This window comes from Paenibacillus sp. NPDC057934, from assembly GCF_042887565.1.
GTDB lineage: Bacteria > Bacillota > Bacilli > Paenibacillales > Paenibacillaceae > Paenibacillus_AQ.
In genome coordinates, this window is sequence record NZ_JBHVPB010000010.1 from 254,889 (window position 1) to 281,002 (window position 26,114).

Below are 26,114 nucleotides of genomic sequence, written 5' to 3' on the forward strand. Positions count from 1 at the left end.
TCTGCAAAAAAAAAGGATAAACGCGCTCCGCCAGAGTGGCAGGTGTACGTTTATCCATTGTTTTTTTGATGCAGGAATTGAAAGTTTATTTTTTGAAAATACGCAGCGGTGCGCCCATTGGCAGGAACGTACGTCCGAAGTGAGCGTTCAGCACCGAAGCTCCGCATCCGTAGAGGGAGACTATAGCGATACCTAGCTCCGCAAAGGCAGCCAGCTTATGAAAGGCTTCAGCCGCAATCCCGAAAGAATCAAACGTCAGACCCAGGAACAGGAAGTCAATCAAGATGAAGATAATTAGCAGGACTTTGTTGGCTTCCACGGCACCGATCGTCATGAACAGGGTGAAGATCAGGTATCCAAGAAACACAAATCCGAGCTGCTTCGGATCCACGGCTTCGGCCAGGGTTGTTCCGAATACACCGAGCTTGATCAGCCAACTGGCGGCCATACCGAACCAGAAGAAGGCATAGGCTCCAAAGGCGGTCATGCCGAAGGTATTATTGTGCTTAGCATCCTGAATGCTGGCAAATAGCTGGGCGAAGGCGCCCAGGAAAATAGCCCAAGGAATGACATAGCTGAGCCCCGAGGTGATCTCGAGCTTCTGTGAAGATGCGACCAGCGTGACAATAGCTAGTCCGAACAGGCCAATAGCACCAGGATCGGCAGTGACGATCTTGACGGATTGGGGGGATTGCGGTTGCGCTGACATAAAAGTTAATGCCTCCATTATTTAAAAGTGTTCGCTCATGACAACAGCACCCTGAAGGGCGCTGTTATTGGCTTGCCTATCATATCATACTGCCCTGCTTCTCTGGAATGATTTTTTGTTCATTTCCTGTCGATTCCTGACAGGTCACTTACAATTTACGATATAATGTCTCTGTGATATGAACTGTTCATTTGAGTGATAAGGGTGATTGATTTGAATGTAAGAAGTTTTCTGAAGTTTGTAGAGCTGCCGACGAAGGCAGCTAGTATGATTCCTTTTCTAATGGGGACGTTGTACGCCTTGTACCGGTTCGAGGATTTTTATATTCTGCGGTTTGGCCTGATGTTCATTTCTCTGCTGAGTTTTGATATGGCTACAACGGCGATTAACAATTATTATGATTTCAAAAAAGCATCCAAAACCGATGGCTACGGCTATGAGACGCATAATGCCATCGTTCATTTTAAGCTGAAAGAGCGTACGGTGGTTGCGACCATTATCATCCTGCTGGTGCTGGCGGCCGGGGGCGGAATTGCGCTGGTATCACAGACAGGTCTTTTAGTCTTCCTGCTGGGGGGATTATCGTTTCTGATAGGCATTCTGTATTCTTTCGGACCCATCCCAATCTCACGAATGCCGCTGGGTGAGCTGTTCTCGGGGCTGTTCATGGGCTTCGTCATTATCTTTATCTCGGCCTATATCCATACCGACAATAGTGTCGTCTCGCTACTGATTCAAGAGGGCTGGGTCAATCTTCATATTAATCTTATAGAGGTAATCTATCTCTTCTGGTTCTCAGTGCCAGCTATCCTGGGGATTTCAGGCATTATGCTGGCGAACAATATATGCGACATCGAGGAGGATGTTGAGAACCGTAGATATACTCTTCCTGTCTATATTGGCAAGGAGCGCGCTCTCCTGTTATTCAAACTGCTATATTATGTCTCTTATCTTGACCTTGTAGTGCTGCTGATTCTCAAGGTTCATCCGATACTCGTCCTGCTAATCATACTGACCCTTATTCCGCTCCGCCGCAATGTCGCAGCGTTCCATGCGAAGCAGGAGAAGGCTAGCACCTTTATTCTTTCGGTAAAAAATTTCATGTTGATGAATGCTGCACGCATTATGGTTTTGGGTATAGCAATACTCTTGCATAACTTCGCTTAATTTCATTTAATTTATTTATAGCAGCGCCTTACGGAAGGACTCCGAGGGTGCTGCTTTTTGAATTGTGCCAAATTATTGCAGTTTGTGCAAAGCGGCGTCGTTTTCCCGCATAATGTGTCATTAAGGATAGTAAGAGGGAATAGTTTCCGCTAGAATAAGGTAAAGTAACCCAATTTAAGGGAGAATCCGCTAGCTGTCGGAAGATTAGTCTGGGCTAACAGGTTAACTTGGAAGGAGTTGAAAGGAATGGCTGTTGCAGAGAAGCCGGTGATATCAATCTCTGGCTTGTGGATGAATTATTCGGACAGAATGGTTCTCCGGGGGATTGATTTGGAAGTCTACGCGGGGCAGATTATCGGATATATCGGTCCAAACGGTGCTGGCAAAAGCACGACGGTTAAGATCATGCTTGGTTTGGTTGAGGGTTATAACGGCACCGTAGAAATCTTTGGCCGGGATATTGCTGATGGCGACAATGCTTATAAGAGACGGATCGGCTATGTGCCGGAAGTTGCGGAATTATACGACAGCCTGACGGCACGGGAGTATCTGTGCTTCGTTGGCGAGCTGTATGGCATGAAGCGGAGTGCAGCTGATGACAAGGCCAAGCGACTGACCGCCCTGCTCGGTCTGGAGAAGGCCTACGACATGCGCATCTCCTCCTTTTCCAAAGGGATGAAGCAGAAAGTGCTGCTGGTCTCCAGTATGCTGCATGACCCGGATATTCTGTTTCTCGACGAGCCGCTAAGCGGTCTCGATGCCAACAGTGTCATGGTGGTGAAGGAAATCTTCGCTTCATTGGCTGCTCGGGGCAAGACCATTTTCTACTCTTCACACATCATGGATGTTGTCGAGAAGATCAGCAGCCGTATAGTGCTTATTGCTGGAGGGGACATTGTGGCCGATGGTAGCTTTGCGGAGCTGAAGGAGGAGAGCCGGGAAGGCTCGCTTGAAGAGATTTTTAACCAGTTGACCGGCTTTGACAAATACCGGGACATCGCAGGTGAATTTGTGACCGTGATTCAAGAAGGTGCTGCACATGAATGATTTTCGGGTACTGAAGCTGCTGGATCGGCTGGAGGGACTGTTCTCCAGAGTTGGCATTGATTACGGCGTTATGCGCAGCATTCTACAAGTCAAACTGACGATGGATGGGAGAAGGGCACCTACGGTTCTTGCGGCTGCACAAAGATCGGCCGAGCCGACAGAAGGCTCGCCGTTTCGCCCGCAGTGGGTGTACTTGATAATGGGTGCGTTCTTGATCCCGCTCATCGTTCCATCGGGCCATTACATGCTGCAAATGAGTCTGGTTCTGGGTGTGGTGATGTTCATGATTACCACTACACTGGTCTCCGACTTTTCCTCCGTCCTGCTGGATCTTCGGGACAAGAACATACTGTTCTCCAAACCGGTGAATCGCCGTACCCTGAACATGGCCAAGAACATCCATGTGCTGATCTATCTGTTCACCCTCACGTTAAGCCTTGCCGGACCTACGCTGATCGTCTCACTGTTCCGTCAGGGGCCTTTGTTCTTTCTTTTATACTGTGGAGCCATTGTACTGATGGACTGCTTCATCCTGGTGGTTACAGGGCTTCTGTACCTGGTGATCCTGAAGCTTTTCGACGGAGAAAGATTGAAGGATATCATCAACTATGTGCAGATTGTACTGATGATTGCCATAACCGTGGGCTATCAACTGATTTCCAGGCTGTTTAACCTGGCGGAGTTTAGCGCATCCTTCAAACCGGCATGGTGGCAGTATTTTATTCCTCCGGTTTGGTTTGCTGCCCCGTTCGAGCTGGCATTTGGTGGAGGGAGAGGCACTCATTTTAGCGTGTTATCCGGTTTGGCCATCATTCTTCCGCTTCTCCTGATCATTACATACATAAAACTTATGCCCCAATTTGAGAAAAGCCTGCAAAAGCTTTCCGCACAAGAGGTCGGTGGCCGTGAAGCAGCGAGATTATCTGGATGGCTATCTACTGTAATTTGCCGGAGCCGGGAAGAGGGCATGTTCTTTCGATTTACCTGGTCCATGATGAAGACAGAACGGGACTTTAAGCTAAAGGTATATCCGACGCTGGGCTTCTCCATCGTGTTCCCTTTCATATTTATCTTAAATATGATCTGGCTAGGGGATGGGAGCGGTATCGGAGATTCAAAGACATACCTGTGGATTTACTTTAGCGCTACGATGATGATGACCGTTGTTCAAATGCTGCGGTATTCAGGAAGCTATAAAGGGGCTTGGATTTACAAGGTCATACCACTACCGGGGGATCATACAGTGTACAGAGGCATGCTCAAGGCTGCCCTGCTCAGATTGTTTGTACCGATATTTTTGGCAGAAGCGGTGGTGTTCACAGTGCTCTATGGGGTTAAGATTCTGCCGGACCTTGTAGTTGTACTGTTTGCAACGCTTATTTATGCGGTGGTGTGCTTCCTGGTGCTGCCGCGGTCACTACCTTTTTCAGAACGCTTTGAAGCAGCTAAGCAGAAGGAATTCACGGGAAGCAGCTTTCTGATGCTATTCCTGTTGATCGGTATGGTGGGCCTACATTATTTGGCAACTTTACTGACAGGTGGCGTCTATATATACCTTGTGTTGCTGGCTGTCGGCAATTTTCTGCTCTGGCGCCGGGCATTTCCGGAGGCGAAGAGGATGGAGTCCTCTGGGATGTCAAATATGGACATTTTTTAACGGACACCAAAACAGGGGGCAAGTTCCAGTATTTACTTAGACAGTCTGGTTGATAAAAGGTAAAATTACACTTAAAGTTGCTTTCCAGGGATAGCCTATAATCTTTACGCACTCTTCCATTTATCCGATATACGTGTACTGATTCTGACTTGAGAAACGCACTGTGGCGATGATGATAATTACTATACCGGTGAAGAGGTTGACACATGGATCAAATGGGAATCCGTTATAATGTTTGGATCGTTTTACTAACTTTCGCGCTGGTCTCTGCCGCGGTTTATGCTGCCTTGAATTTGATTTCACAAGTTTCCCGTTCTGCCGGCAGAATCCGGCGAATGTGGCTGCTGTCAGCATCCTGTGTACTTGGTAGTGGCCTATGGGCAATGCATTATATCGGCATTATGGCCGGCCGTTTACCATTTGAAGTCAGCTACCAGCCGGGTAAAGCACTGCTGTCCCTGCTGGTGTGTATGTTATCTTGTTATGCTGCGTTCTGGATTGTGCTTGCACACCGTCCCAAGCTTTGGCGAGCGGGTGCCGGGGGGCTACTGCTTGGCGTAGGGAGTTCCGCCATGCATGATATCGGTATGTCTTCTATTTTGCTGGGGGGAGGAATCCGCTATCCAATCCTCTCACAGGCCATCTCGATCTTGGCAGCTGCGCTGATGTCCTCCATGGGGCTCTATTTGCTTCGCAAGTTCAAGGATCATCCTAGCTTTAATAAGTGGAAACTCTATTTAACATTATTGATTGGACTATCGGTGACAGGTCTGCATTATTTCAGTCTCAGAGCCAGCCAGTGGGAATATTACAAGGGAGCCGGCTCCTCATCTCTCCTGATGGATACAGATGTAATTCTGCTGAGCGGCGTATCCATTATAACGGTCCTGATGCTCGCGGTCTCCGGAGGAGCCGTTTTTCTGGACCGTCATGTGCTTGAACGGATGGCGTACCATGATCCGCTGACCGGACTGCCTAACCGACATGGCCTGGAGCGTTACTTTCTTGAAGATTTCTTCGGCGGAACATCCGGAGCGGTGTTCTTTGTGGATCTGGACCGCTTCAAATCGATCAACGATACCCTGGGGCATGATATCGGCGACATGCTGCTGCAGGAGGTTGCCCAAAGGCTGGAAGGCTGTGTTGGCACTATGGGGAAGGTGTTTCGGCTAGGCGGGGATGAATTCCTGATTGCCCTGTCTGTGTGCTCCGTACCAGAAGCGGAAGAAGTAGCCGAGCGTATTCTGCAGGAGCTCAAGCACTACTACAGCATCCAAGGTAATGAACTGTACGTGACAGCAAGCGTTGGGATCAGCCTGACTCCTCTACATGGCACCGACCGGTCGTCCTTGATGAAGGCCGCAGATACTGCGCTCTACACCTCCAAGGATTCTGGCAAGAATAAATACAGCATTTTCGATCAGGAGATGAATCGTCACCAACTGCGGCGGATGTCGCTGGAGAAGGATCTGCGCAAGGCGCTGGCCCGTTCTGAATTCATGGTCGTGTACCAGCCCAAGTGGGATTCGTTGTTGAATGTGACGGTTGGACTTGAAGCCTTACTGCGGTGGAGACACCCTGAGCATGGAATCATCTCTCCGTCGGAATTTATTCCGATAGCAGAGGAGACCGGGTTGATCGTGCCCATTACCTACTGGATGCTGCATGATGTATGTAGTCAGAACAAGCTCTGGCATCAAGAGGAAGTGGCGAATGTCGCCGTCTCCGTTAATATGTCAGCGCGGATGTTTGAAGGAAACGGGCTGTATGAAGTTGTGGAGGAAGCACTGACGCAATCGGGACTGGAGCCGCATTTTCTGGAACTGGAGATTACAGAATCTATCGCGATGAACAACATGGAGGAGACAGTAGCTCAATTATCCAAGCTCCGGCTGCTGGGCGTACGGGTATCACTGGATGATTTCGGTACAGGTTTCTCTTCCCTAGGCAATCTGGACGAGATTCCGGTCAATACGCTTAAGATTGATCAGGTGTTCATTCGCAAGAGTAAGCTACACTCCAAGAAAGCGATTATCAGCAATATTATTGCCATCGCCAGTAACCTGAATATGGATGTCGTTGCTGAAGGCGTAGAAACGACCGAGCAGATCGAGTTGCTGCAATCGCTGGGCTGCCGAGTGATGCAAGGGTATTACTATGGCCGACCGATGCCTGTGAACGAGTTAGGGCAATGGTTTATCGAAAATACGGCAGTATAATGATCTAGACATGTAATCATTTTGTTTTCATATTCAATATACATAACTTTCGGAATCACGCCGGACAAGAGGCAACTTGTCTGCGACCACATAATTCTGTTATATAAAAAGCAGGCCGGGGAGTTCCCCGACCTGCTTTGCTGCATTGAAAGGCTTATCTATTTAAGTTCTGTGGCTGTTACTATTTCAAATCCTGAACTTCTCTACCAAAAAGCGCAGCTTCTCGGCCATTGAGGAGAGGATACTTGCGGCGGCCTCAACCTCTTCCATAGCGGCAAGCTGCTGCTGGGATGAGGCAGACAGGCTCTCCGCCCCCGCCGCAGTCTGATTGGATACCTCAACAACATGCTGAATGGTCGTGACTAGCCCGGAGGCTAACTCGGCAAGTTGGCCAACTACAGTAGAGATTTGCCGGTTTTGCTCTGCCATGCTGGATACCGACATTTCAATCTCAGTGAAAGAAGCCCCGGCTTGGTCTATCATTTCGCTACTCTGTTCCATTTCTTGTGTGGAGTAAGACATCATCTCAGTCGCCTTTTCCATCTGGCTTACGGTCATTTTAATCAGATCGCCGATCTGGGTAGCGGAATGAGAAGATCGTTCTGCCAGCTTGCGAACGGACTGGGCGACAACGGCGAAGCCCCGGCCTTCCTCGCCAGCCCGTGCAGCTTCGATGGCTGCATTAAGGGAGAGCAGATGTGTTTCCTCGGCAATGCTGGAGATGACGGTAATAATGCTCTCGATTTCCTTGGAGTTGCTCGACAGAAGATTGATCATGCCAGAGAGCATACTGATACTGCCGCTCATAGTCATCAGCTGTGCTGTGGTGGAATCCATGGACTCTCTGCCCGTTCGGGCTTTCTCTGCATTGCCATTGGCAAGGTCAAGCGCAGTATCTGCCATAGCAGCAATCTCCGAGATGAAGCTGGACATGTTCTGTACGGCTTTGTAGCTGTCTTCGAGGTTCTGGAGTTGGGCATTCGCTCCATCGGCAAGCTCCAGGGTAATTCCTACACTGTGTTCCCCGGCCCTATTGGTTTCATGGGCACTGGCCGACAGCTCTCCAGAGGAAGAGGCAACCTGATGCGAAGTGTCATTCACTTCGGTGATCAGCAAGCGAAGATTGTCAGACATGGCATTAAAGTCACGGGCCAAGGTTCCGACCTCATCTTTACTGCCGAGAAGAATAGGGTCCTGTGTCAGATCGCCCTGGGCTACTAGATTAACGGAACGAGACAAATGGGTTAACGGGCTGACCATGCGGCGAATAAGCAGATAAGCGACTACAATAGCCAGTACAAAAATGGCTGCGCCGATGATAAAAGGCTGTACAACCACATCCATGGTTCGTTCCTGAATAATTGAACCGTCAAAATTGATGGCCATTAAGGCGATAATGGGTTTGGCTGGATCATGATTCTGGTAGATAGGACCGTAGCCGGTTTTGAGGGAGGTTCCATCGTAGGTATAAACTTTGGAATAGGTGGAATGCTGCATTTTGTTGATCATTGCCTTGTCTTCGTCGCTAAAATAAAATGTATCCCCTGCTTTATAGCCACGCTTCTGGAAGCTGCTGTCAGCGGCTAGGACTTTGCCGTCCAGCGACAGGATGAAGGCTTCTTTGAAAATAGGCTTGTGAGCAACAATCCAGCCAATGCGCTCTTCTACCTTAGCAATCTTGCTTGTATCTCCCGCAGTAAGTGCGGAAATGTCTTCTGGATTCACCAGGCCGGTTGTAATATTGGCGCAGCCTACCAATTCGATTCCGGCAGCCTCGTCCACTTGACTGTAAGCGGCACGATACCCGAAGAATCCGATGGAGGAGCCCACAAGCAGCAGCACAATGAACATCATCCAGGTTAATTTTGTTGCCAATTTCATTTTTATTCCCCACCAACTTTGACTAATTGTTAGCAAAGAGTCTCGTTCTCCATGCTCACTGCTACGATTATAGTGCAAGAAACTCAGCGTTTATGTGTCGAAATTTGCTTGTTTAAGGAATAGTTGTGACAACTATATGGCGAAAACGGCAAAATATTGACCGAGAGTCATTGAATCCGGGAGTGTTAAAATGGTACGCTGGTTTCAGGACAAAGTGATTGGGAGCTGAAGGAATGTCGAAACAAATAGATCCGGTGATTGAAGGCATCGGGATATCCATGTGGAGGGTGCAGCGGAAAATTGTGTCCCAAATGTCTTTGCATAAGGAAATTGGCCTAACGTTTCCTCAACTAGGCCTGCTCAATATGATTGCCCACGAGAAGAAATCACGTGTGATCCAGTTAGCTGAGAAAATGGAGGTGAAATCCAGCGCCGTCACGGTGATGCTGGATCGCCTGGAGCTGCTGGGCTTCATCGCCCGGGTTCCTGATGAGCAGGACCGTAGAGCGGTTGTTGTCACTATCACAGCCAAAGGTGAGGAATCACTGAAGGAAGCACAATATCGCTCCAAGCTACTTCTGGCTGATCATTTGGCTATATTGGAACCGGAAGAGCTTAAAACCTTTGCCAAGTACTACGAAATGCTGGACAAGCAGGAGCGCTGAGAAGCACCAAGCCTTCAACTATACAAAAACGGCCACACTCCAGATTGAGAGGAGCGTGGCCGTTTCTTCTTGAAATGGTTCTATTTCTTGCCTTCTGCTTTAAGCGGCAATTGGGTTACATAGCTGTCCGAGAGCTGCAGCAGCCGTAATGACCGGTTATATTCATCCTCCGTAGCAGCAGGCGTTTTGCCTCCTAAAGCGATAGGATACTGTGTGTTGTCCTCAAAGCTGCTACCCGGAATTAGCAGTCCGGAGCTGGCAATGAAAGACCCTGATGGCAGATAATAACGTTGTGGCAGCAGATTGACAGGCTCACTGAGCAGATCTTGGCCAAAATGCAGATTGTTCTCCATGGAGACACCGAGCAGCCCGGCGGCTGTCGGCATAATATCAATCTCCCCGCCAACCTGATCCAGTACCTGCGGCTTCGTGATCCCTGCGCCATGTATAATCAACGGAATATTCATCATGTTGGCATAGCTGTAGTCATGACCGTAGATTTCTTGCATCAATGCCTTGTCGTCATGATCTAGCGAGTAGATGGGTAGCCCCATATGGTCGCCGTAGATCATAATCAGGCTATTATCCCAGACGCCGCTTGCTTTTAGCTCTTCTACAAATTGGCCGAAGGCTTCATCTGCATAGTTCTGGGATCGGATATAGTCACCAACGAAAGTACCTTCATAACGCTCAGGTAGCTTCATCCGGTACTTCTCAGCCGGAATGGTGAAAGGATGATGGGCAGACATCGAAATAATCTGAGAATAGAATGGCTGACCTGCCTCATTCATTTCTTTTAATTTGCCGGCTGTCTTGCGATAAAGCACTTCATCGGAGGCGCCGAAGAAGAATACGTCCTCATCACCGAAGAATTGGTGATCATAATAATGCTCCCAACCCAGAGAACTATACAATTCCCGGCGGTTCCAGAACTCCACATCATTCGTATGGAAGGTGGCAGTCTGATAGCCATTGGATTGAAGCAGGCGTGGCAGACTTGGAAGTGTCTTGTCTACATACGACATCGTAGCTGCGCCGCGGGGAGGAATGTAGAAAGATGTATTCACGACAAACTCGGCATCCGAGGTGTTGCCCTGCCCCACCATTTGATAGAAATTCGGGAAGTACAGACTGCTCTCCATCAGGCGGTTCAGATTTGGCGTAACTTCCTTGCCGTCCAGCTTCAGTCCAAGCAGGAAGTTCTGGAATGATTCCATCTGAATAATGATCAGATTCTTACCTTTGGCAACGCCTTGCAGGGATGAATGATCATCAGCGCGAACCCCTTTTAGCGTGTTTATAGCATCCTGGGTGATATCACTGGTGCTTACAATCTCAGTTTTGTCTTTGGCAAAAATGGTATAGGCCTCATAATTGAGAATACCCATCTCCTGTGCTTTCTTGATCTCGTTCATACTGGCCTTATTAGGCAGAATATTGAACAGACACAAGGCGAGTGATACTGCAAACAAAACACTGAATTTCGCTTTTCCGCTACCAAGGTTGATCTTCGTCTTCTTGTAATCCCGTCCATTCTTGTTGAAGAAGAAGTAGAAGCCAAGTACGATGACATCAGTGAAGATCAGGAGATAGTAAGGGTCCATCAGTGAGAATACGCTGTTGCGGACGGCAGTGACCTGATTCACCTGCTCGGCGGCATGGTAAGTGACAATAACCCCGTAATATTTGAAATACATAATGGCGGCAAAAAAGATGGCGGTCACCAGCAGGTTCACCGTCATGTAATATCCTAATTTGCGTTTGGAAGCAAAACGTTCAATAATGCAAAAAAGTGCCCATGCAAAAGGGATCTCCGTAATTAGAGACTTCCAGGGGAGAATATCGCCAAAGATAACACCCCAGGCTAGAAAGCTCTTTAGAACAAAAATAATGGTAAAGAACACAAAGGGTTTGATGATCCACCGTTTCAAGGTATTGGATGACACAGCTCCGCCTTCTTTCTACGTGATGACACGCTTCTTCCCGGACAGAGGAAGCAGTGTAAGGACAAAGGAATTCCATAGTAACAGAATTTATTATCTCCCCCTGAAAAGTAAATGTCAAAAACACTGCATGCCAGCATTAGCGCAATGTAAAGCGGAACTGAATGACAGTACAGCCGTTCCTGCTGCTCCTGCCGCCAAATGAACTTATACAGCGAATAAAAGACAAAAACGACGAGTGGAATACATAGGGTTGTCAGCATAGGTACGTAAAGGAGGCTGAGGTATGCAGCATAGGATATCCATATCCGTCAGGACGCTAGTGGAGTATGTATTCCGCAGCGGGAGCCTGGAGCCGGGGTTCCGCAGTGCGGCTTCCATGGTGGAAGGAACACGTATTCATCAGAAGATTCAGAAGCGATACAAGGAAGGCGACCAGAAGGAAGTCTATCTGAAAACTGAGATACCATACAAGGAGCTGCTACTCGTGGTGGATGGCCGCTGTGATGGTCTTCTGCTGTCGGAAGAAGGTGCGCTGATTGTCGAAGAGATCAAGTCCACGGCTGGGCCGCTGGACTTGTTGGGTGAAGGCCGTGAGGTCCACTGGGCGCAGGTGCTGATGTATGCCTATATGATCGCACTTGAGCAGGGCTTAACTTCCATGGAAGTAAGGCTAACGTATGTTCAGCGTGGGGGAGAGGAGGAGCAAAGCCTCCAGCGAACGGTCAGCATGGAGAAGCTCACGGAATTTGCTGCTGATACAGTGGCCCGCTATGCACCTTATGCCGAAATGCTGCTCCGGCATGATATCACCAAGGAGCAGAGCATTCGCGAGCGCGGGTTCCCCTTTCCTGCCTACCGGAAGGGGCAGCGGCATTTTGCCGGTGCTGTGTACAAAGCGGTCTCGGAAGGCGTCAATCTCTTCGCTCAGGCGCCGACCGGCATCGGCAAGACGATGTCCACTCTGTTCCCGGCGATCAAGGCCATTGGCGAAGGCCGGGCGAAGGGATTCTTTTACCTGACTGCCAAGACAATTACCCGCATGGCTGCTGAGGAGGCGCTGGCGCTCCTGTCGGCCAGGGGCCTTGTCCTGCATGTCATTACACTGACTGCCAAGGATAAAGCGTGCTTCCGGGAGGAGGGACTTTGTAGTAGTGAGCATTGCCCGTTCGCCGAAGGTTATTATGACCGGATCAATGGGGCGCTGCTGGACATGCTGGGTCAGGAAACGCTGATGACACGGGAGGTTATCGCCGGCTACGCGAAGACACACGAGGTCTGTCCCTTCGAGTTTTCGCTGGATGCCGCTTATGTCTGCGATGCGGTGATTTGTGATTATAACTACATTTATGATCCCCGAATTAGCCTGAAACGGCTGGCCGAGGAGCGTAAGAAGGATACTGTCCTGCTTGTGGATGAAGCCCACAACTTGGTCGATCGGGGAAGGGAGATGTTCTCAGCTGCATTGCAGAAGTCTCCTTTCTTGGGGCTGCAGCGGCAGTACAAAGTAAGCAACTCAAGCTTGAGCGCTGCTGCCAAGGCGGTGAACTCGTTCTTCATCGCGCTGCGCAAGCTGTGCAACGAAGAGGGTCAGGGCTGGTGGAATGACTTCCCTGAAGAGCTGCCGGGCCTATTGGAGAACTTTGCAGCCGAGGCAGAACTGGAATTGATTCATCCGTCGATGATGCTGGCCGCCGCTGCGGAGGAAGGGGAATCCAGTCTGCTGGACACCTTCTATGCCGTACAAGGGATGCTACGCACCTTCAAGACCTATGACGAGCGATATGTGACCTATGCCGAGATTCGCCGGGGAGATGTGTATTTGAAACTCTTCAACCTGGACCCTTCTTATCTACTGCGGCAGATGGCCAAGGGCTTCCGCAGCCAAATCCTGTTTTCGGCTACCTTGGCCCCGATGTCATATTACAGAGATATGATCGGTGCTGCTGAGGAGGACTACAGCCTAATCGTGGCTTCCCCTTTTCAAAAGGAGCAATGGGAGGTGTCGCTGCTCCCGTTGTCTACACGCTATCATGACCGGGAAGCGTCCCTGCTGCCATTGAGCGAGGCCCTGCACAGGATGATCAGCAAGCCGGGAAATTATCTGGCTTTCTTCCCTTCTTATCTTTATTTGCAGAATGTATATGATCTGTTCAGCGAGCGATATCCCGAAATCGCTACTCTAGTACAGGGTTCTGGCATGAGTGAAGAAGCACGCGAAGACTTCCTCGCAGCCTTCCGTCCGGACGCAAATCAAACGCTTCTTGGATTTGCTGTGTTGGGCGGTATTTTCTCGGAGGGAGTGGATCTGCCCGGCGACCGGTTAAACGGGGTTATGGTGGTCGGTGTAGGGCTTCCGCAGCTGGGACTGGAACGTAATCTGCTCCGCGCCTACTTCAATCGCCAGGGCAAAAATGGCTTTGACTATGCCTATGTCTATCCGGGGATGTGTAAGGTGCTGCAGGCTGGCGGAAGGCTGATCCGCACCGAGACCGATCGTGGCACCATTGTGCTGGCAGACGACCGATTTACGCAGCAGCCATACCATTGGTTGCTCCCCGAAGAGTGGCGGGACTACCTTATCTGGCAATAACATCGTATAATCTATGAAAGGGCATACAATTCAGACTCACAGGAGGCAGAGCATGACACTTAACATCGGGTTGATTGGTACAGGCTGGTTTGGTAAGGTTCACGCGGATTTACTGGCTGGAATGGAAGATGTTACTCTAGTAGCGGTATGCGGTAGCAGCAAGGAGAAGGCGGATGAGATGGCCCGTCATTATGACGCTGAGGGCTATGGCGATATTACGGAGATGCTAGAAGCTCATAAGCTGGATGCAGCTTATATATGCGTTCCCCCGCAGTCACATGGCGATATTGAGCGTGCGTTGATCCGCCGAGACATTCCCTTCTTTATCGAAAAGCCGCTGAGCTATAGTACCGAAATTCCGGCCAGTCTGCTGCAGGAGATTAAGGAGCGCAATCTGCTGACCTCGGTGGGTTATCACTTCCGCTATCAGGATAATATCCGAAGGCTGCAGGAAACGTTGACTGAGGATAAAATCGGCATGGTTGTCGGTCAGTGGATGGGCGGTATGCCAGGAGTAGCTTGGTGGCGCAACCAGGAGCAGTCCGGTGGGCAGTTTACAGAGCAGACGACGCATATCGTAGATTTGCTCCGCTATCTGGGCGGTGAGGTAGAAGAAGTGTACGGCATGTACGGCAATCGTATTGTACATGAGCAGCATGAGAACGTCACGGTTGCCGATATCGGTACGGTGTCGCTGAAGCTTACTAGCGGCGTCATTGCCAATATTTCTAACACTTGCGTGCTTCCAGGAGAAATCGGCCGGGTCAATCTGGCTTTCTATAATGAACAAGGATTGCTGGACTGGAATCTGGATCGCCTGCTTACTGTTCGTACCGATGGCAGCACAGAGTATGCCAACAGCGGCGACCCTTATGCCGCCGAGAGCGAGGCGTTCCTGCATGCTGTGCGTACTGGTGATCGCTCCCGCATTCTCAGCGACTACGAGGACGGCTATAAGACACTCAAGGTGACTTGTGCGGCTTATGAGTCGGCACAGACTGGACTGCCAGTTAAACTGTAGGTTAAGTAGAAGGATCGAGTCCGAAGTGAGGTCATAGAAAAAAGCACACAGCTCCGGGGATTTCTTCGGAGCTACGTGCTTTGGCCCAAGCCGGGACGGCCTTAGTGGAGGAACACCGCGAGCAGTGGCGGCGCAATGCCGATGGTCAATAGCGCCGTCAGGATCATCGCGATGCTGGAGATGGTACCGGTCAGCGAGCTCAGCTCGAAGGCCTTGGAGGTACCTGTACCATGCGCTGCGGTTCCCAGCGATACACCGCGCGCAATTTCGTTGTCAATGCGGAAGAGACGCAGCACGGAAGGGCCCATCATTGTGCCTAGTATCCCGGTCAGGATAACGAAGACCGCAGTAATGCTAGGTACACCCCCGATACGCTGCGAGATGCTCATGGCGATCGGAGTAGTAACCGATCGCGGGACCAGACTAGAGACCAGATCGCTGCTGAGATGCAGCCATTTGGCAAGCAGCATGGAGGAGATCACCGCAATAATCGTACCTGAGAACACGCCTGCCGCAATTTCGGCGGCGTGTTTTTTGAGGACCTTGAAGTTCTTATGCAAAGGGATGGCAAACGCAATGGTTGCCGGCTGCAGCAGGTTAGTCAGCCACTTGCCTCCCGCATTGTAGGATTCATAAGGGATACCTGTCATCAACAGAATGCCAACAATCAGCAGAGGCGTGATGATAAGCGGAGATAGGTATACTTTGCTGTGAATCTTATAGGCACGTTTGGCAAGGAGGTAGAGTCCTACGGTTAGCGCGAGGAACAATAGTCCGGTCATCATAAGGGTTTATGCTCCTTTGCCTTGGATATAGCTCCTGTGAGCAGCCCGGAGCAAGCCATGACTGCGAATGTACCGACCAATACGACTGCTAGCACCCGCAGCCCGTCGGTCTCCAACATATCTGTGTATTTCATGACGCCGATAGCGGAAGGAATGAAGAACAGGAGCAGCTCAGCCAGCAGCCAGGAGGCTCCGACCTCCACCCAATTTAAGCGTACTACGCCGAATTCAAGCAGAAGGAATAAGATAACCATACCCAGAATGCTTCCGGGGATGGGAAAATGCAACCATGAAGCCAGTGAGTTGATCAGTAGTGAGAATACAGTGAGGCCGCCTATCTGCAGCAATCCTGAGATCATTTTTTTCATAATGGCCTCGCTCCTTTCATCGTAATGAAAGTTTACATTATTTATTTTCATAGGTAAAATGAATAGATCGAATAGCTGACATTCCTTTTGTCTATACATAGGAGGCTGAGCCATGGACATCCGGCAGCTGCAATATTTCGTTCAAATCGCTAGACTGAACAGCTTTTCCCAAGCGGCCAAATCACTGTATATCTCACAGCCTACAATCAGCAAAATGATCAGGAATCTGGAGATCGAGCTGGGCGCTGATCTGTTCTACAGGGAGGGCAAAAGCATTCGTCTGACGGATGCGGGCGAGATTCTGCTAACCAAAGCGCAGAATATTGTAGATTCATTCACCAGCCTGTCCTCTGAGCTGGACAGCTTGCGCGAGCTGAAGCAGGGACATATTCAGATGGGGCTGCCGCCCATGGTGGGTGCAAGCTTCTTCCCCGCTGTTATCGGTGAATTCCATCATCGCTACCCCGGGGTGACCATACGCCTGCATGAGGATGGCGCTAAGAAGGTGGAGAATGACGTGGAGACGGGTCTGCTGGATATCGGTGTCATTGTGCTGCCCGTGGATCAGGGCAAGTTTGAATTCTTCTCTATTCTGGAGGAAAAGCTGGAGCTGCTAGTTCCGGCAGGCCACCGCCTGGCTGGCCAGGAATGCGTGAAGCTGGCGGAACTGGCAGCAGAAGAGTTTATCCTGTTCCGAGAGGATTTTATGCTGCATGACCGGATTATTACGGAATGCGTCAAAGTAGGTTTTCAACCTAAGGTTGTATACGAGAGCTCTCAGTGGGATCTGATCAGTGGCATGGTAGGGGCAGGACTCGGCATTGCGCTTCTGCCAGAGACGATCTGCCGTGACATTGACCGCTCAAGGATCGCAGTGATTCCTCTGACGGCTCCGGTCATTCCCTGGCAGCTGGGTATTATCTGGCGCCGGGATCGCTATCTTTCTTTTGCGGCGCGAGAATGGATTTCTTTTGCTAAAGGGATCTTCGTAGGTCGTTAGCCTCCCGTTTTGTTGAATCATCGACAAATTTTTCTTTTTTTTGAAAATATGTTTTTTGGCATCATGCTTTATGATAGGGGAGAAGTTGATAGAGAGAAGGTGAGAGAATCGTGAGCCTTTACGATGCTTCCTCCCGTAACATTCATAGGAGAGATATAAGAGAAGACGAACTGCTGATTACGATTGAGAGCTTGAGATGTCAATTGCTTGAGGTTGCCGAGCAGCATAGTCTGAGTGACCGTGCTGTAGTAGAGCTGAGCGAGCGGCTGGACGGTTATATTTTGCTAGCCCAGAACAAAATGATGGAGAATCTGCGCAGCCGGAAGGCGGGAAATGGCCCGTCTGTCAAAAATTCTAGGAATTCGGCTCTAAGAAGCCAGACCGCGTTGCAATAGTTCAATAGTCTTTTGCATCCATAATCATATAGATGGTAGAATTAGGGGAGAGAACAGCTCCTCTTTTTGTTGTGCTTTCTGGACAATTATCCTATAATTATGTAAATAATTAGAAGCTGTTATTATATCATTATAGGAGGTGCCGGGTGGAGGCGAAGTTTACAACTATACGCTCAGAAATTGAGAAGAATCTATCCCGTTCGGGTCATAATCTCGCTTCTTTTGCGAAAGTTTCCGGCCTGAACCGCGGCAGTCTCAGTGCTATATTGCATGGGAATCCCCCAAAGCCTATATCATTAGGGCAAATGGACGCAATTACTCGGGCTTTTGGGTTTCCTGAAGGTTGGCTGTATCCGCTCTATATTGATGAATGTTTTTATGAGGACAAGGTCTCCCGTCGCAGGGCAGAACCGTTTCTGATCCGATGTGCGGAGATCGGCAAGCAGCCTTGTATTGATGAGCTTCTGAGCAGAATCCTTGAGTATCCGAAGCAGATTGACTTGATTTATTCAGTCGCCGAGAAGCTTTTCGCCAATGGGAAAATCAACGAATCTGTCATTTTCTATAAAATTGTAGCCGAGAATGAGCAGGACAGTTACTCGGAGCGTCTGGCTATCAGTCAATATCGCATTTTCAAATCCATGCAGTCTGTGGTGGATATGGAGGAGAAATTCAGGGCGGTGATCACATTCGAGCCGTTTCGGGGACGTCTGCCGGAAGCCATGCAACTGGATGGCCTGCTAAAGTTGGCCAACGTCTGTTTTACGCTGCACCGCTGGCGGGATGTGGAGAAATATGCGGACGAACTGCGCGCGCTGGCTAATGGATTGTACCGGGATGAAGTGCGCAAGAATGCAAACAAGCGTAGGGAGACTATGCATACGGAGCGGCCACTTGTAGTGTATTACGGCCATGGTTATTTGCTAAAGGCGGCTGCGCTGACCAAGCAGGGTCGATATGAAGAAGCCAAGCGATATACGGCCGGATATGCGGACCTTAGCTGGTTTGAGATTTTGGACGAAGAAGGTCACAAAGCGGTTGAGGACTTCAAGCTTTTCTCCAAAGCCAACAGCTTCACTCTAGAGATGCTGGACGGCAACATTTCCATCCTCCCATCCTATATTTCCTTCCTGGCCGATCATCCCGGCGAGATTCTGCCTGGCCTAATCACGATCATGGAATCTGCGAACCAGTTTGGCTTTTCTGCCGATAACGCACTGACCAAGTTCTCACGGGAAATGCTGCGCTTCGGCCAATTCCAGGACCCCATTAATGTAGACAGGCTGTTTAGGCTCAACTATCAGATTGCTATTTACCTTATCAATCATCAGGAGTACCCGCGGGGAATCGAACATGTTATCGAATGTTTCGGGCTGTCTGCCAGACTGAATAATGAGAAAGGCTTCATCAATTGTGTCACTCTCTTCGAGATTAACAGGGAATATGCCAGCGACAGGCAGAAGCAACTGTACACAGATCTTATGAAGGAGGTGAGACAAAATGAAAAAATCGCTGCTGACGATGACCGCCGTTTTAGCATTGTTTAGTTTTATTATCATTGGAACACCGGCAGGCAAAGGAGGTAACGGAGGATCGTTTACCACCCTTGAACACGGAGTGGGGTACTAATCCGTAGGAACGTTCAGGAACGTATCCAACGATTGACCACTTATAACCATAGAACGCGGCAATAAGCTGCATTTTTATAATATTTTATACCAGCAGAACAGTGATGCCCCCAAGATAACTTTGATTGCACGCTGTAATGCCACAAGATGATGCCCGGTTTCTTAGGGGTCATCTTTTTTTGTGTCAAAAAGCAAGGGGAGGAGTGTTTTGAATTCTGTAAAAAATGATACCGCATTCATTATTTGACAAAGTGTTTTGCAGTAAATATAATTTAGGTTACCTAATTAATAAACAGTTTAATTATTAGCTAACCTAATTAATTTGCGGGGTGATAAAGATTGGGATGAATGGAGAAAATACAGTCGCGAATAGGCTTTTCATTGCATTACGCATGTTGCACAAAGTCCAATGGCAGCATACGGTCGAGGGCAATAAGCCAAGTGAGATGACTTTGATGATATGCATTCGCAAACATCGGCATTCCAGTGAGCAGGGACTGAAGGTCTCGGAGATCGGACGTATCCTCGGATGGGCTGCTCCTACGGTCACTCAGTTAGTCAATAGTCTGGAGGCTAGGGGCATGGTGGAGCGGCAGGCCGATCCTGAGGACCGGAGGGCTGTTCGTATTCAATTAACAGAGCGGGGAAAAAAGGTCACGCGAAGAGTGCATGACTATATGAATGAAGAGCTAATTAAGCTGGTGGAATACTTGGGCGAAGAGGAGAGCAACCAGCTGTGTGATCTGCTGTTGAAAGTCCATGCGTTTGCCCTGAGCAGCCCCCGACCTGATTTCGATCGGTTACAAATGAACGGAGATGAGAACTTTGATTAAATTACTAAGACAACTAAAGCCCTTTAAGCTAGCGGTCATAGGTGTACTAATCCTTGTATTTCTGCAGTCCATGGGCGATTTGTATCTCCCTACACTGATGTCTGACATTGTGGATAAGGGAATTGTGCACCAGGACCGTAGCTATATCTGGCGGATTGGCGGATTCATGCTGCTGGTAGCTGCCGGCGGAGCGCTGTGTTCGATTATCGCCAGCTATTTCTCAGCCAAGATAGCTGCAGGCTTTGGTAAGAATACGCGAGCGCTAATGTTCAATCATGTAGAGAATTTTACGCTCCACGAGTTCGACAAGGTGGGTACAGCATCGCTGATTACCCGCACGACTAACGATATTACACAAGTACAGACCGTTCTGACCATGATGCTGCGGATGATGGTCGCGGCACCGATGATGATGATCGGCGGGATCATTATGGCGGTCTCGGAGGATGCCAAGCTGTCGCTGATCTTTGTGGTAGTTATTCCGCTGCTTGTGGGTGCTATTTTCCTGATCGGCATGAAGGGCTTGCCGTTGTTTAAAGCGATACAGGTCAAGTTGGATAAGCTCAACCTTGTGCTGAGAGAACATCTGACAGGTATTCGTGTCATTCGCTCGTTCAATCGGATTGACCATGAGAACAAAAGGTTCACGGAAGCCAACCGTGATCTGACCGATACAGCCATCAAGGTGAATAAAATTATGGCTGGGCTGATGCCGCTCATGATGATTGTTATGAACTTTTCGATGATTGCCATTCTGTATTACGGTGGTATTCGTATCGGTGACGGTGATCTTCAGGTGGGTTCGTTGATGGCCTTCATTCAATATGCCATGCAGATTATGTTCTCGCTGATCATGGTGTCGATGATGTTCGTACTGATTCCCCGTGCTTCCGCATCGGCTCTACGGATCAACGAGGTATTGGATATGAAGCCGGAAATTCTAGATCCGTCGGCAAGTGAGCTTGACAATACTGCCGTATTGACCAAGCGTGATGGCCGCGATGGGTTGCGCGGATACGTGGAATTTGAGAACGTCAGCTTCTCCTACCCGGGTGCAGAACAGCCGGCGTTGTCTGGGATCAGCTTCAGCGCCCGGCCGGGTGAAGTCACGGCGATTATTGGGGGTACCGGGTCTGGTAAATCCACAATGCTGAGTTTGCTCCCTAGATTCTACGATGCGGCTGAAGGCTCCGTGCGGGTGGATGGCGTCGATGTTCGCGATATGACTCAGGAAGAGCTGCGCAGCAAGATCGGCTATATTCCACAGAAGGCTGTGCTGTTCACTGGCACGATTACGGAGAACATCCGGTACGGTAAAGAGGATGCGACCGATGAAGAGATTATCCATGCTGCCAAGGTGGCACAGGCCTTCGATTTTGTATCGGCCATGAAGGACGGATTCAATTCGGAAATTGCTCAGGGCGGGAATAACGTCTCTGGGGGTCAAAAGCAGCGTTTATCTATTGCCCGTGCACTGGTCAGAAGACCGGAAGTATATCTCTTCGACGACAGCTTCTCGGCGCTTGATTTCAAGACCGATGCCAAGCTGCGTGCAGCTCTCAAAGGAGAGACGACAGAATCCACGGTGCTTATTGTGGCTCAGCGGGTCAGCACGGTGATGGATGCGGATCGGATTATTGTGCTGGATGAAGGCAAAATCGCTGGTACGGGAACGCACCGGGAATTGCTGGAGAACAGTGAAGTGTACCGCGAGATTGTATCCTCGCAGTTGTCAGAGGAGGAAATAGCATGAGTGAGAAGAACAGCCAGATGAAACTTCCGGGCGGTGGAAGAGGTCGGGGACCTGGTGGACCTGGCGGCGGACCTGGCATGATGTTGCCAGCAGAGAAGGCCAAGGACTTCAAGGGTACGCTCCGCCGTCTGATTCGCTACCTGCGCCCACGTCAGGTGCAGTTGATCGTTATCTTTATAATGGCGATTGCCAGTACAGTATTTAGTATTTTAAGCCCAAAGATTATGGGTAAAGCAACGACCAAGCTGTTCGAAGGCGCCTACGGAAAATTGACGGGTGTAGAAGGAGCCTTTATTGATTTTGGCTATATTAATGATATTCTGCTGATTCTGGGTGGTCTTTATCTGTTCAGTGCCCTGTTCAGCTATTTGCAGCAATATATTATGTCCGGGGTGGCCCAGAAGGTTGTCTATGATATGCGTGAGCAGATCAATCTCAAGCTGGAACGCCTTCCGCTGAAATATTTTGACTCCAGAACCCATGGGGAAATTCTCAGCCGTGCTACCAATGATGTAGATAACATCAGTACCACCTTGCAGCAGAGCTTAACTCAACTGATAACATCTATTGTTACTATTATCGGTGTCATTATCATGATGCTGACGATCAGTCCTTGGCTGACTCTGATTACAGTGGTGACGCTGCCGCTCAGTTTTGTGGCGATCATAGGGATCACGAAACGTTCACAAACCTATTTTATCAGGCAGCAAAAATCACTTGGGCAGTTGAACGGACACGTAGAAGAAATGTATACCGGACACCGTATTATCAAAGCCTTCGGCCGTGAAAAGGAATCTCTTCGCCACTTTAACGGAATTAACGATGATCTCTACAATTCCGGCTGGCGCGCCCAGTTCATGTCAGGTATGATTATGCCACTAATGACCTTTATCGGGAACCTGGGTTATGTGCTTGTCTGCGTAGTTGGCGGTATTTTTGTTACCAAGAAAATGATTGATGTTGGGGATATCCAGGCCTTTATCCAGTATTCACGACAGTTCACCATGCCGATCACGCAAACGGCGAACATTGCCAACATCATTCAGTCCACAGTTGCTTCCGCAGAGCGGGTATTCGAGCTGTTGGACGAAGAAGAGGAAGTTCCTGAGAAGACGGCCGCTGTGAAACACCAAGCTGTGGGCGAAGAAGGCGCCGTGGAATTCCGCCATGTGAAGTTTGGATATAAAGAGGATGCTATTCTTATTGAGGATATGAATATTGAGGTCAGTCCGGGTCAGACGATCGCGATTGTAGGACCGACCGGTGCCGGCAAGACCACGATGATCAATCTACTGATGCGCTTCTATGAGCTGAACGATGGCCAAATCCTCATTGACGGTGTTGACATTACGGATCAGAAGCGTAGTGATCTGCGCAGCAAATTTGGAATGGTGCTTCAGGATACCTGGCTCTTCAATGGTACGATCCGTGACAATATTGCCTACGGACGTGAGGGTGCCAGTGAAGCTGATGTGGTGCGTGCGGCTAAGGCAGCGCATGCAGACCACTTTATCCGCACCCTACCACTCGGGTACAATACGGTGCTGAACGAAGAAGCCTCTAACATCTCGCAAGGCCAGAAGCAGCTGCTGACGATTGCCCGGGCTATCCTGGCCGATCCGTCCATCCTCATTCTGGATGAGGCTACAAGTAGCGTCGACACCCGGACCGAGGTGCAGATCCAGAAAGCGATGAATACGCTGATGGAAGGTAGAACAAGCTTTGTCATTGCTCACCGCCTGTCCACAATTCGTGATGCAGACCTGATTCTGGTTATGAACAAGGGAAGTGTCATTGAGAAAGGCAACCATGAAGAACTGATGGCGCAGAATGGTTTCTATGCGGATCTCTACAACAGTCAGTTCTCCGAGGAAGCTGTTCCAGAAGTTAGCTGAGGCTAACCGCGGGGAATGTCATAACGGTTAGCGGCCTTAAAGTGCCCCTCATCTCCGTACGTAGTATGCGGTGGTGAGGGGCACTTGTCTGTCAGGGCAAGGCCCGGCTTCATGCGGTCCTAGGCCGTGTAGAAGCTGCAGGGTATGCCGCTTATTCCGTAGTTTAAACCGCGCAATTGCGCGGCTTTTTTTATTGTATAAGTAGTGCTGGATGCATGAAATCACGGATGGTATTTAGGCAGGTCAGCGTGTATGATATGAATATAAAAATGACCCGCGGTTCATTTTGCGTTCCGCAGGCTCTGCAGAGAGGATGAAATAGATGTCAGGCTACGGGAAATGGGTTGCAGGCAGCAAAAGTAAGTGGATCACGCTTCTTGTGTGGATTGTAGTAGTCGGCCTCCTTAACATGCTATGGCCTGCTGTGAATTCACAGGTGGCGAACAACGCCCCCAATCTGCCGGAGAAAGCACAATCGGTTCGGGCGGAAGTCGTTGCGGGAAGAGAATTCCCGGGCGGCAGCGGTGTTCCGGCCTTATTGGTGTGGCACCGGGAAGGTGGAATATCTCCGGAGGATCTGGTACATATCGGAGCCATCTACAATACATTGGAGCAGCAACCGCTGCCGTATCAGAATTTCGTGCCGCCCCTGGGGAAAATCCCCCCGCAGGCGCTTCAAGCTTCACTCTCGGAGGACGGCAGTACGCTGGTGACCCCAGTACTCTTCGATTCTTCGGCAGACAGCGGACAGCTTAAAGAAGCGGTGACGGACCTCAAGGGGATCATCCGCACGGAAACTGGCGGTGATCCGACAGCAGCCGATACAGCTGATAGTGGGTTAAGTCTGCGCGTCACTGGACCTGTAGGCATCTCGATCGATGCCAGCGGTTTGTTCAAGAACGCCGATGTATCCTTGCTTATTGCAACCGTTCTTCTTGTACTTATTTTTCTGCTGATCATTTATCGTTCACCGATTCTGGCGATCATTCCGCTGGTTGCGGTGGGCTTCGCTTATGGGGTTACGGGACCTATACTGGGCAAAATGGCTCAGGAAGACTGGATCACCGTAGACTCGCAAGCCATCTCGATCATGACCGTCCTGCTATTCGGAGCAGGCACGGATTATTGCCTCTTCCTGATCTCCCGGTTCCGTCAATTGTTGAAGAGCGAGGAGAGTAAGGGCCGTGCCCTGCTGCATGCAATTACGGATTCTTCCGGGGCAATTGCCATGAGCGGCTTCACTGTGGTGCTGGCACTATTCGCATTGCTGCTGGCGAAGTTCGGGGCGTACCATCGCTTTGCGGTTCCTTTCAGTCTGGCAATCTTTATTATGGGTATCGCCAGTCTGACACTGGTTCCGGCGTTGCTAGCGATCTTTGGCCGGGCCTCATTCTATCCATTTACTCCGCGTACACCGCAAATGGAAGCAGAACGGGCAAAAGCTAAGGGCAAGCCGGCACCACAGCCGCGGGTATCCCACAGAAAAGGCATCGGTGAGCTGGTGGTTGCTCGTCCGTGGGCCATCGTGGGCGTGACGATACTGCTGCTTGGTGTGCTGGCTTCCTTCTCCAGCGGGATTAAGTTCACGTATGATATTCTGTCTTCTTTTCCGAAGAATATGGAATCCCGCCAGGGGTTTGAACTTATTGGCACAAAGTTCTCGCCTGGTGAGTTAGCTCCGGCCAAACTGATGATCGATACCCAAGGTAAGGCAGATGGCGAAGATCTTAAAGTCGTCCTGGGCGCACTCTCTTATGTGGGTAAGGTTTCTGACCCCCAGCCTGGCGCGGTGAATAAGGATATCCTCGGCTTCGATATTGAATTTAAGAGCAATCCTTACTCGCTTGAGGCTATGAGCCATATTCCGGCGCTACGGGCGACGGGAGAGCAGGCGCTTGTAGATGTGGGGGTTGCGCACCCTGAAGGTAAGGTGTGGATTAGCGGCCAGACGGCAATACAGTATGACAATAGAGCGACCGGTGAACGGGATATGGATCTCATTATTCCCGTGGTTATCGGAATGATCACCTTGCTGCTGCTCGTTTATTTACGTTCAATCATCGCTACCATCTATCTAGTGGGAACTGTAATCTTGTCCTTCTTCTCCGCGCTTGGACTGGGATGGATCATTATTCACTATGTCCTGGGCGCAGAGGCCATTCAGGGAGCGATTCCACTCTATTCCTTTGTGTTCCTTGTGGCGCTTGGCGAGGACTACAACATCTTCATGATCTCGAACATATGGAAAAAGCGAAAGGTTATGCCCTTGAAGCAAGCGATTGCGGAGGGTGTCAACGAGACGGGCTCCGTCATTACTTCGGCCGGTCTCATCCTGGCGGGGACCTTTGGCGTGCTAGCTACGCTGCCAATTCAGGTGCTTGTGCAATTTGGTATTATCACAGCCCTTGGAGTTCTGCTGGATACCTTTGTGGTACGCCCGTTCCTCGTGCCGGCCATTACCTTGCTATTCGGTCGGCTGGCCTTCTGGCCGGAGAAGCATGTGGAAGTGGCGGAGACGCAGCCTGCGAGTGGCGAATAAGGCAGAGTTCGACCTA

19 protein-coding genes are annotated in these 26,114 nt (G+C 49.8%); 14 read left to right on the forward strand and 5 right to left on the reverse strand.

Annotation, left to right across the window (positions count from 1 at the left end):
• Positions 1-85: 85 nt before the first annotated feature.
• The gene (locus ACFVRY_RS23150) at positions 86-709 is read right to left on the reverse strand and encodes an acetate uptake transporter (protein WP_387502655.1); all 624 of its coding nucleotides are present in this window, start codon (positions 707-709) and stop codon (positions 86-88) included.
• Between the two features lie 213 nt (positions 710-922).
• On the opposite strand from ACFVRY_RS23150, the gene ACFVRY_RS23155 reads away from it, so the two are divergent.
• From ACFVRY_RS23155 to ACFVRY_RS23170, 4 genes are all read left to right on the forward strand, one after another.
• Positions 923-1,876 (forward strand): 1,4-dihydroxy-2-naphthoate polyprenyltransferase, encoded by a 954-nt coding sequence (locus ACFVRY_RS23155; RefSeq protein WP_387502656.1) that lies wholly within the window; start codon positions 923-925, stop codon positions 1,874-1,876.
• A gap of 246 nt (positions 1,877-2,122) precedes the next feature.
• Positions 2,123-2,923: an ABC transporter ATP-binding protein gene (locus tag ACFVRY_RS23160; RefSeq protein ID WP_387502657.1), complete on the forward strand. Its 801-nt coding sequence runs from the start codon at positions 2,123-2,125 to the stop codon at positions 2,921-2,923.
• Entirely contained in the window at positions 2,916-4,580 is a 1,665-nt protein-coding gene (locus ACFVRY_RS23165) for a hypothetical protein (protein WP_387502658.1), read from the forward strand. Before ACFVRY_RS23160 ends, ACFVRY_RS23165 begins: the two co-directional genes overlap by 8 nt.
• Positions 4,581-4,786: 206 nt before the next feature.
• Positions 4,787-6,799: a putative bifunctional diguanylate cyclase/phosphodiesterase gene (locus ACFVRY_RS23170; protein ID WP_387502659.1), complete on the forward strand. Its 2,013-nt coding sequence runs from the start codon at positions 4,787-4,789 to the stop codon at positions 6,797-6,799.
• Between the two features lie 186 nt (positions 6,800-6,985).
• Here ACFVRY_RS23170 and ACFVRY_RS23175 read toward each other — a convergent pair whose 3' ends face one another.
• The gene (locus tag ACFVRY_RS23175) at positions 6,986-8,680 is read right to left on the reverse strand and encodes a methyl-accepting chemotaxis protein (protein ID WP_387502660.1); all 1,695 of its coding nucleotides are present in this window, start codon (positions 8,678-8,680) and stop codon (positions 6,986-6,988) included.
• Between the two features lie 233 nt (positions 8,681-8,913).
• On the opposite strand from ACFVRY_RS23175, the gene ACFVRY_RS23180 reads away from it, so the two are divergent.
• Positions 8,914-9,345 (forward strand): MarR family winged helix-turn-helix transcriptional regulator, encoded by a 432-nt coding sequence (locus tag ACFVRY_RS23180; protein ID WP_387502661.1) that lies wholly within the window; start codon positions 8,914-8,916, stop codon positions 9,343-9,345.
• A gap of 80 nt (positions 9,346-9,425) precedes the next feature.
• Here ACFVRY_RS23180 and ACFVRY_RS23185 read toward each other — a convergent pair whose 3' ends face one another.
• On the reverse strand, positions 9,426-11,291 hold the full coding sequence (locus ACFVRY_RS23185; RefSeq protein WP_387502662.1) for an LTA synthase family protein: 1,866 nt from the start codon (positions 11,289-11,291) through the stop codon (positions 9,426-9,428).
• A gap of 283 nt (positions 11,292-11,574) precedes the next feature.
• Here ACFVRY_RS23185 and ACFVRY_RS23190 point away from each other — a divergent pair, with 283 nt between their 5' ends.
• The gene (locus tag ACFVRY_RS23190) at positions 11,575-13,881 is read left to right on the forward strand and encodes a helicase C-terminal domain-containing protein (protein WP_387502663.1); all 2,307 of its coding nucleotides are present in this window, start codon (positions 11,575-11,577) and stop codon (positions 13,879-13,881) included.
• Positions 13,882-13,933: 52 nt separating this feature from the next.
• Positions 13,934-14,902, forward strand: a complete 969-nt coding sequence (locus tag ACFVRY_RS23195; protein WP_387502664.1) for a Gfo/Idh/MocA family protein — start codon at positions 13,934-13,936, stop codon at positions 14,900-14,902.
• Between the two features lie 101 nt (positions 14,903-15,003).
• Here ACFVRY_RS23195 and ACFVRY_RS23200 read toward each other — a convergent pair whose 3' ends face one another.
• Together ACFVRY_RS23200 and ACFVRY_RS23205 are read right to left on the reverse strand one after the other, a co-directional pair.
• On the reverse strand, positions 15,004-15,684 hold the full coding sequence (locus ACFVRY_RS23200; RefSeq protein WP_387502721.1) for a CidB/LrgB family autolysis modulator: 681 nt from the start codon (positions 15,682-15,684) through the stop codon (positions 15,004-15,006).
• Positions 15,684-16,055 carry a CidA/LrgA family protein gene (locus tag ACFVRY_RS23205; RefSeq protein ID WP_387502665.1) on the reverse strand — a complete coding sequence of 124 codons (372 nt, stop codon included), beginning with the start codon at positions 16,053-16,055 and terminating at the stop codon, positions 15,684-15,686. The genes ACFVRY_RS23200 and ACFVRY_RS23205 overlap by 1 nt, the downstream gene beginning before the upstream one ends.
• Positions 16,056-16,167: 112 nt before the next feature.
• Here ACFVRY_RS23205 and cidR point away from each other — a divergent pair, with 112 nt between their 5' ends.
• The 7 genes from cidR to ACFVRY_RS23240 all read left to right on the forward strand — a co-directional run bounded on the left by cidR (position 16,168) and on the right by ACFVRY_RS23240 (position 26,098).
• Positions 16,168-17,055, forward strand: a complete 888-nt coding sequence (cidR, locus tag ACFVRY_RS23210) for a cidABC operon transcriptional activator CidR (protein WP_387502666.1) — start codon at positions 16,168-16,170, stop codon at positions 17,053-17,055.
• A gap of 110 nt (positions 17,056-17,165) precedes the next feature.
• Positions 17,166-17,450 carry an aspartyl-phosphate phosphatase Spo0E family protein gene (locus ACFVRY_RS23215; protein ID WP_387502667.1) on the forward strand — a complete coding sequence of 95 codons (285 nt, stop codon included), beginning with the start codon at positions 17,166-17,168 and terminating at the stop codon, positions 17,448-17,450.
• A gap of 146 nt (positions 17,451-17,596) precedes the next feature.
• The gene (locus ACFVRY_RS23220) at positions 17,597-18,997 is read left to right on the forward strand and encodes a DNA-binding protein (protein ID WP_387502668.1); all 1,401 of its coding nucleotides are present in this window, start codon (positions 17,597-17,599) and stop codon (positions 18,995-18,997) included.
• A 473-nt stretch (positions 18,998-19,470) separates the two neighbouring features.
• Positions 19,471-19,911: a MarR family winged helix-turn-helix transcriptional regulator gene (locus tag ACFVRY_RS23225; RefSeq protein ID WP_387502669.1), complete on the forward strand. Its 441-nt coding sequence runs from the start codon at positions 19,471-19,473 to the stop codon at positions 19,909-19,911.
• Positions 19,904-21,664 (forward strand): ABC transporter ATP-binding protein, encoded by a 1,761-nt coding sequence (locus ACFVRY_RS23230; protein WP_387502670.1) that lies wholly within the window; start codon positions 19,904-19,906, stop codon positions 21,662-21,664. Before ACFVRY_RS23225 ends, ACFVRY_RS23230 begins: the two co-directional genes overlap by 8 nt.
• Positions 21,661-23,559 (forward strand): ABC transporter ATP-binding protein, encoded by a 1,899-nt coding sequence (locus tag ACFVRY_RS23235; protein WP_387502671.1) that lies wholly within the window; start codon positions 21,661-21,663, stop codon positions 23,557-23,559. Before ACFVRY_RS23230 ends, ACFVRY_RS23235 begins: the two co-directional genes overlap by 4 nt.
• 322 nt (positions 23,560-23,881) lie before the next feature.
• Positions 23,882-26,098 (forward strand): MMPL family transporter, encoded by a 2,217-nt coding sequence (locus tag ACFVRY_RS23240; protein ID WP_387502672.1) that lies wholly within the window; start codon positions 23,882-23,884, stop codon positions 26,096-26,098.
• Positions 26,099-26,114 lie beyond the last annotated feature (16 nt).

Bases quoted from the DNA above. Each gene is read 5' to 3' on its own strand.
- ACFVRY_RS23150 (WP_387502655.1), bottom strand. From the start codon at position 709: ATGTCAGCGCAACCGCAATCCCCCCAATCCGTCAAGATCGTCACTGCC.
- ACFVRY_RS23160 (WP_387502657.1), top strand. From the start codon at position 2,123: ATGGCTGTTGCAGAGAAGCCGGTGATATCAATCTCTGGCTTGTGGATG.
- ACFVRY_RS23165 (WP_387502658.1), top strand. From the start codon at position 2,916: ATGAATGATTTTCGGGTACTGAAGCTGCTGGATCGGCTGGAGGGACTG.
- ACFVRY_RS23170 (WP_387502659.1), top strand. From the start codon at position 4,787: ATGGATCAAATGGGAATCCGTTATAATGTTTGGATCGTTTTACTAACT.
- ACFVRY_RS23175 (WP_387502660.1), bottom strand. From the start codon at position 8,680: ATGAAATTGGCAACAAAATTAACCTGGATGATGTTCATTGTGCTGCTG.
- ACFVRY_RS23180 (WP_387502661.1), top strand. From the start codon at position 8,914: ATGTCGAAACAAATAGATCCGGTGATTGAAGGCATCGGGATATCCATG.
- ACFVRY_RS23190 (WP_387502663.1), top strand. From the start codon at position 11,575: ATGCAGCATAGGATATCCATATCCGTCAGGACGCTAGTGGAGTATGTA.
- ACFVRY_RS23195 (WP_387502664.1), top strand. From the start codon at position 13,934: ATGACACTTAACATCGGGTTGATTGGTACAGGCTGGTTTGGTAAGGTT.
- ACFVRY_RS23200 (WP_387502721.1), bottom strand. From the start codon at position 15,684: ATGACCGGACTATTGTTCCTCGCGCTAACCGTAGGACTCTACCTCCTT.
- ACFVRY_RS23205 (WP_387502665.1), bottom strand. From the start codon at position 16,055: ATGAAAAAAATGATCTCAGGATTGCTGCAGATAGGCGGCCTCACTGTA.
- cidR (WP_387502666.1), top strand. From the start codon at position 16,168: ATGGACATCCGGCAGCTGCAATATTTCGTTCAAATCGCTAGACTGAAC.
- ACFVRY_RS23225 (WP_387502669.1), top strand. From the start codon at position 19,471: ATGTTGCACAAAGTCCAATGGCAGCATACGGTCGAGGGCAATAAGCCA.
- ACFVRY_RS23235 (WP_387502671.1), top strand. From the start codon at position 21,661: ATGAGTGAGAAGAACAGCCAGATGAAACTTCCGGGCGGTGGAAGAGGT.
- ACFVRY_RS23240 (WP_387502672.1), top strand. From the start codon at position 23,882: ATGTCAGGCTACGGGAAATGGGTTGCAGGCAGCAAAAGTAAGTGGATC.